The organism is Collinsella sp. 4_8_47FAA, assembly GCF_000763055.1.
Classification (GTDB): domain Bacteria; phylum Actinomycetota; class Coriobacteriia; order Coriobacteriales; family Coriobacteriaceae; genus Collinsella.
The window spans coordinates 1-5,154 of record NZ_KN214141.1 but is presented as its reverse complement, the minus strand read 5'-3'; the positions used below and the strand labels follow the sequence as shown (position 1 = coordinate 5,154).

4 protein-coding genes and 1 pseudogene are annotated in these 5,154 nt (G+C 63.5%); 4 read left to right on the top strand and 1 reads right to left on the bottom strand.

The genetic code is table 11. The features are described from left to right. Positions 1–263 (top strand): annotated as a pseudogene (locus HMPREF9463_RS10080) (IS30 family transposase); the annotation flags it as partial. 193 nt (positions 264–456) lie between these two features. Here the strand turns inward: HMPREF9463_RS10080 and HMPREF9463_RS10075 are convergent. Further along, complete coding sequence (locus HMPREF9463_RS10075; RefSeq protein ID WP_035138949.1) at positions 457–2,460, bottom strand: NAD(+) synthase; 2,004 nt, start codon at positions 2,458–2,460, stop codon at positions 457–459. A gap of 203 nt (positions 2,461–2,663) precedes the next feature. On the opposite strand from HMPREF9463_RS10075, the gene HMPREF9463_RS10070 reads away from it, so the two are divergent. From HMPREF9463_RS10070 to HMPREF9463_RS10060, 3 genes are all read left to right on the top strand, one after another. Continuing rightward, on the top strand, positions 2,664–3,626 hold the full coding sequence (locus HMPREF9463_RS10070) for a hypothetical protein (RefSeq protein ID WP_052044241.1): 963 nt from the start codon (positions 2,664–2,666) through the stop codon (positions 3,624–3,626). Between the two features lie 140 nt (positions 3,627–3,766). Further along, complete coding sequence (locus HMPREF9463_RS10065; RefSeq protein ID WP_148334240.1) at positions 3,767–4,741, top strand: hypothetical protein; 975 nt, start codon at positions 3,767–3,769, stop codon at positions 4,739–4,741. A 75-nt stretch (positions 4,742–4,816) separates the two neighbouring features. Further along, a partial coding sequence (locus tag HMPREF9463_RS10060; RefSeq protein WP_035136634.1) for a helix-turn-helix domain-containing protein occupies positions 4,817–5,154 on the top strand: 338 nt, incomplete at its 3' end.

Below are 5,154 nucleotides of genomic sequence, written 5' to 3'. Positions count from 1 at the left end.
TGCCCAAGGGCGCCGGGGCCAGGTTCGACCGGCTGACGGCGGCGGACTGCGCGCTGCTCATGTCGCAGGTGAACTCCGAGCCGAGGGGGGCGCTCGGGTTCCTGACGCCGGCGCGCGTGCTGCGGATGGCCCTCGGGGAGGACGCCTCCGCCCTCATGGACGCGTTCGGGATAGAGGAGCTGGCGCCCGGCGAGCTCGACCTCACGCCCGGCTGCATCGAAAGGGCCAGGGCCGCGAGGGGCGAGGGGCCGCTGGCGGGATAGGCGGCGGGCCGGGACATGGGCCGGAGGGCCCGTTGCGCTGAGTCCGGAACGGCTGCGCGGCGGGCTGGCGGAGCATGCGGCGGCGGCATGGGGGCACCGGACTCCACAGCCCCTCCACCTGCGGAAACGAAGTGATGGCCAGGTGCCGGGAGCTATTTCCGCGTTGCGCTAGCTGCGGAAACGCGGGGTCCGTTCAGGCTGTTGCGTTGAGATTGAAAATCAACCCTGGATTGAGCGCGTCGATCTGCGCAAGCCACAGACGCGAGCTAGCGTCACTCGGCATACGCCAATCGCCGCGCGGGCTGAGCGTCACCGAGCCCACCTTGGGACCATCGGGCAGGCAGCTGCGCTTAAACTGCTGGGCAAAGAAGCGACGGTAGAACGTACGTAGCCACGTGTAGACGGTCTTGGCGTCGTAGACGCCCTCGAAGCTCTTGAGCGCCATGCGGTAGATCTTGCCCGGCTCAAAGCCAAAACGCAGCAGGTAGTAGAGGAAGTAGTCGTGCAGCTCGTACGGGCCCACCAAATCCTCGGTCTTCTGCGCAATCTCGCCGTCGCCCGTGGGCGGCAGAAGCTCGGGGGACACCGGCGTATCGAGGATATCGAGCAAGACCTCGGCAATGCGCCCGCCAAAGACATCGGCAGCATAGCGTACCAGATGGCGCACAAGCGTCTTGGGCACGCTCGCGTTGACGGCGTACATGCTCATGTGGTCGCCGTTATAGGTAGCCCAGCCGAGCGCCAGCTCCGACAGGTCGCCCGTGCCAATGACAAAACCGCCAGCCTGGTTGGCCAGATCCATGAGAATCTGCGTGCGCTCGCGCGCCTGGCTGTTCTCGTAGGTCACGTCCTGCACGGCCGGATCATGCTCGATGTCCTTAAAGTGCTGCTCCACGGCTGCATGAATCGAGACTTCGCGAAAGCTCACGCCTAGGTCGCGAGCGAGCGACTCGGCATTGGACTTGGTGCGGTGCGTCGTGCCAAAGCCGGGCATGGACACGGCCGTGATACCGGTGCGCAGCAGGCCCAAGGCGTCGAACGCACGCACGGTCACGAGGAGCGCCAGCGTGGAATCGAGGCCGCCCGAAAGGCCGATGACGGCCGCCTTGGTGCCCGTATGGGCAAGGCGGGTCTTGAGGCCGGCGGTCTGCAGGTCGAGGATAGTCTCGCAACGCTCAGCCAGATCACCGTGGTCGGCCGGCACAAAGGGAGCGCGGGGGAAGACTCGGTCGATGTCGAGCGCATCGCGCAGGACAGGTTCTTCGGCCAGTACGCCCTCAAACGAAAACTCAACGGTCGCGGATTCCGGCGCATCGTCGGTGCGCGTCCACGTCGTCGAGCGACGGCGCTCGGCAACCAGGCGGTCAAGGTCAACGTCGGCGATGGCCATATCGCAGGTAAGCAGTTTGGTCGCGGCGAGCTTGGAGCCGTTTTCGTAGACGAGGTTCTCACCCGCAAAGACCATGTCGGTCGTGGACTCGCCCTCGCTCGCGTCCGCGTAGGCATAGGCGCAGTACAGGCGCGCGCTTTGGTTAGAGATAAGGCTGCGGCGGTAATCCGCCTTACCGATAATCTCGTCCGAAGCCGACGGATTGAGGATCACCGTCGCACCGGCAAGCGCCATCTCGGTCGAAGGGGGCGCCGGCACCCACAGGTCCTCGCAGACTTCAACGCCCAGCACCATATCCTCGGCACCCTCATCACAGCAGCGGTAGACAAGCCCCGAACCCAGCGGAACCGGACCCTGACCGGCAAATTCAACCCACACGGGATCCGCAGGCGACGGAGCAAACCAGCGACGCTCATAGAACTCGCCATAGTTGGGCAGATACTTCTTAGCCGTAAGACCCAAAAGCTCACCCGCACAGCACACGGCGGCGCAGTTGTAGATGTTTTCAGCCACCGCAACGGGCAAGCCAACGGTAAAGACGATCGGCAGCTCACGGGTTTCATCGAGGATGTGCACCAGAGCAGCCTCGCAGGCATGCAGCAGCGTGCGGTTATGGAACAGATCGGCCGCGGTATAGCCGGTCAGGTTAAGCTCGGGCAGTACCAGCGCGCGAACGCCACGCTCGGTAGCCTCGCGAACAGCCGCCAGCGCCACCTCGGCATTGCCCTCGACATCGGCCACACGCATCTTGGGCGAGGCCGCCGCCACACGCAAAAAGCCATCAGACTGAGAAAGGTGAAGATTCATAAGAATGCTCCCGTGCGTAAACGCCATTCACAACAATTAGCAAGCCCTATTGTAGTTCAACCGCCGGGTGTAACCGCATCCCACCAACTTGGTGAGCTATTGATGAGTTGATGGTATCTGTTAAATGTCACGTACGATTCACATCTGGTGGGTACCCTGATGGCTACACGAAACGAAGCAGATTTACACCGGGAGGACCCCGTATGACAACCAAGTACACCGACGCGCCACGCACGCGCGTCATGACGCCGGCATCGCTCAACAACGGCGTGCACGAGAACCATTCCATCGGACAGACCATGGCCATCGCGCCCAAAAAGGGCCTGTTTGACGACATTTCCATTCCCCAGATCATCGCCGGCGCCGCAGCTGCCGCCACGAGCGTGGCGCTTGCTTCAAAGATCGGCATTGCCGGCTCGGTGATTGGTGCCGCTGTGAGCTCAGTCATCACTGTTGTGTCCTCGCAGGTCTATCGCCACTTTATCTCCGCCAGCGCCGAAGCAATCAAGGGCACGCATGCCGCTGTCGACTACCCTGCCGGCGCCTACGAGCCCGTTGAGCCCGATGTCGAGGAGCACCTAGGTGGCGCCGCGACCACGCAGGAGATGCGCCAGGTTGCGGGACGCGCGACCACGGCGCGCGTCGCCCCCAACAGCCTGCGCGCCAAGGCGGCGGCAGAGCGCAGCCAGACGCAAAAGAAGGTCATCGTCTTCTCGATCGCTATCGCCATCGTCGCGGTCATCGCCTGCGCCGGCGCCATCCTTATCACCACTGCCGGTGAGGGTCTGGGCGAGCGTCCCGAGCCAATCCTGTCGTCGCGCACGACCGAGAGCGATGCAAATGGCAACACCCAGTCGCAGGATCAGCAGGCACAGACGGACGATACGCAAGACAGTTCTACCTCTGCCAATTCGTCCTCGAACGCCCAAAACCAATCGCAGGGCACCGATTCCTCTACGGCCAACAGCAGCACGCCGTCCGGCACGACCGACTCAAGCCAAACGACTGACGGTTCGCAGCCGAGCACGGGCGGCCAGACGAGCGACACCACGTCGGGAACGGGCACAACAGACAGCAGCAACACCAACAGCTCGAACAGCTCGAGCGGAACCGCGTCCGGCACGGCATCTGACAACTCGAGCCAAGGCACGGCATCGGGCAACTAAGCACGTTTGCCTCTCATAGATAACCGACCTGTACAACGGGCGCGAATCGACAGCGGTTCGCGCCCGTTTGCCTTGGGCGCCGCCATGGCGAACGCTATGCGATGGTAAGATGCTTTACATGTGTAAAGAGGAGATTTGCCATGAGCAAGACAATAGTTAGGCCCATGCTTTCGCTGGGCAACCACATCTATCTGTATCGCCTGCTACGCGATGCGATTGGATGCGGCAAGCAAACGTTTATGACGCAGGTCGAGGAGGCGCTCGCCGCTGGCGACATGACTGCTTATGACCTGGGCTTTGAGTCCACGCGCGAGCTGCTCGAGGAACTTAACGACTGCATTAAGCTGACCGTCTTTAAAGGCGGCCGCCTGTATGCCACCGTCATCGCCAACGAGGCCTGGGATGCTGCGCTTGCCAAGGGCGAGGACAAGCCCAAGACCGCCAAGGGCGCCAAGCAGTCCTACAAAAAGAAAAAGCGCGGTGAGAAGGACCTCAAGGCCGTGCGCCCCAAGCACGTTAAACGTCCTGAGCCCGAACCCGAACCCGTGGCTGAAGCTGTGCCGGAGCCCGAGCCCGAACCCGAGACAGAGATCGAAGTCGCTATCGAGGTGACGGCAGAAGCCAGAACCGAAATCGCCGCCACGACCGATCCCGAAGTTATGTCAGAGCAGGAAGCCACTGCGGGGCTCAACGAGGCTCCCAAGTCGACAACCGAAGAAGCCGCTAACCAACCCGAGACGTCTGCGTTCCAAAACAGCGATATCTTTGGCGACGAGGCCGAGGACGAACAGCCCGACGAGCCCGACGATCAAGACGCTACTGAGTCGACGCCGGAGCCCGAGACGCCGCGGCCTGCCATCTCGCTTACGGTCGTCTATGACCCCGAGAACGCCAACGCCGGCATCACCACCATGGCATCCACGCCCATCGAGGTAAAGTCGAGCGTCGAGAATCAGAGCGCTCCGCAAGTCGAGCTCGACACCGCGACCGCAGACGCACCCGCCATCGTCGAGCCCGCAGATTCCGCGGCGATGCCGAAAGCGGACACCGAATCAGTCCTTGATTCTCATTTTCATTGCAACAGCCTCAGGACTCAGCGCAACGCGTTGCGCTGAGTCCTGAGGCGCGAATCCGGGTAGGCAACCCCAGAGGGGCCGGAATCCCCCGGCCCGCGATGGAGGGAGGCCGGCATGTCCAGACCCAAGCCGTCCGGAAGGTCGTACGGGAGGCTCACGAGGCACGAGAGGAACACGGTCGAGAGGATGCTCGACCGCAACCGCAGCGCCCGCGAGATCGCCGCGGAGCTCGGCAGGTCGCCCTCGACCGTGACCAGGGAGGTGGCGGCGCACCGCTACGTCACCGCGCCGCGCTCGCGCTACGGCGAGCCCGCGCCCGCGGACCTGTCGGGGGCCTGCCCCAGGCTCTCCGCGTGGCCGAGGTGCTGCAACGGCTGCTCGCACAGGAGGGGCTACGGCTGCTCGAGGAGGCCCAGGGTGTTCTACAGCGCCAGGAGGGCGCAGGAGGCGGC

Bases quoted from the DNA above. Each gene is read 5' to 3' on its own strand.
- HMPREF9463_RS10070 (WP_052044241.1), top strand. From the start codon at position 2,664: ATGACAACCAAGTACACCGACGCGCCACGCACGCGCGTCATGACGCCG.
- HMPREF9463_RS10075 (WP_035138949.1), bottom strand. From the start codon at position 2,460: ATGAATCTTCACCTTTCTCAGTCTGATGGCTTTTTGCGTGTGGCGGCG.
- HMPREF9463_RS10065 (WP_148334240.1), top strand. From the start codon at position 3,767: ATGAGCAAGACAATAGTTAGGCCCATGCTTTCGCTGGGCAACCACATC.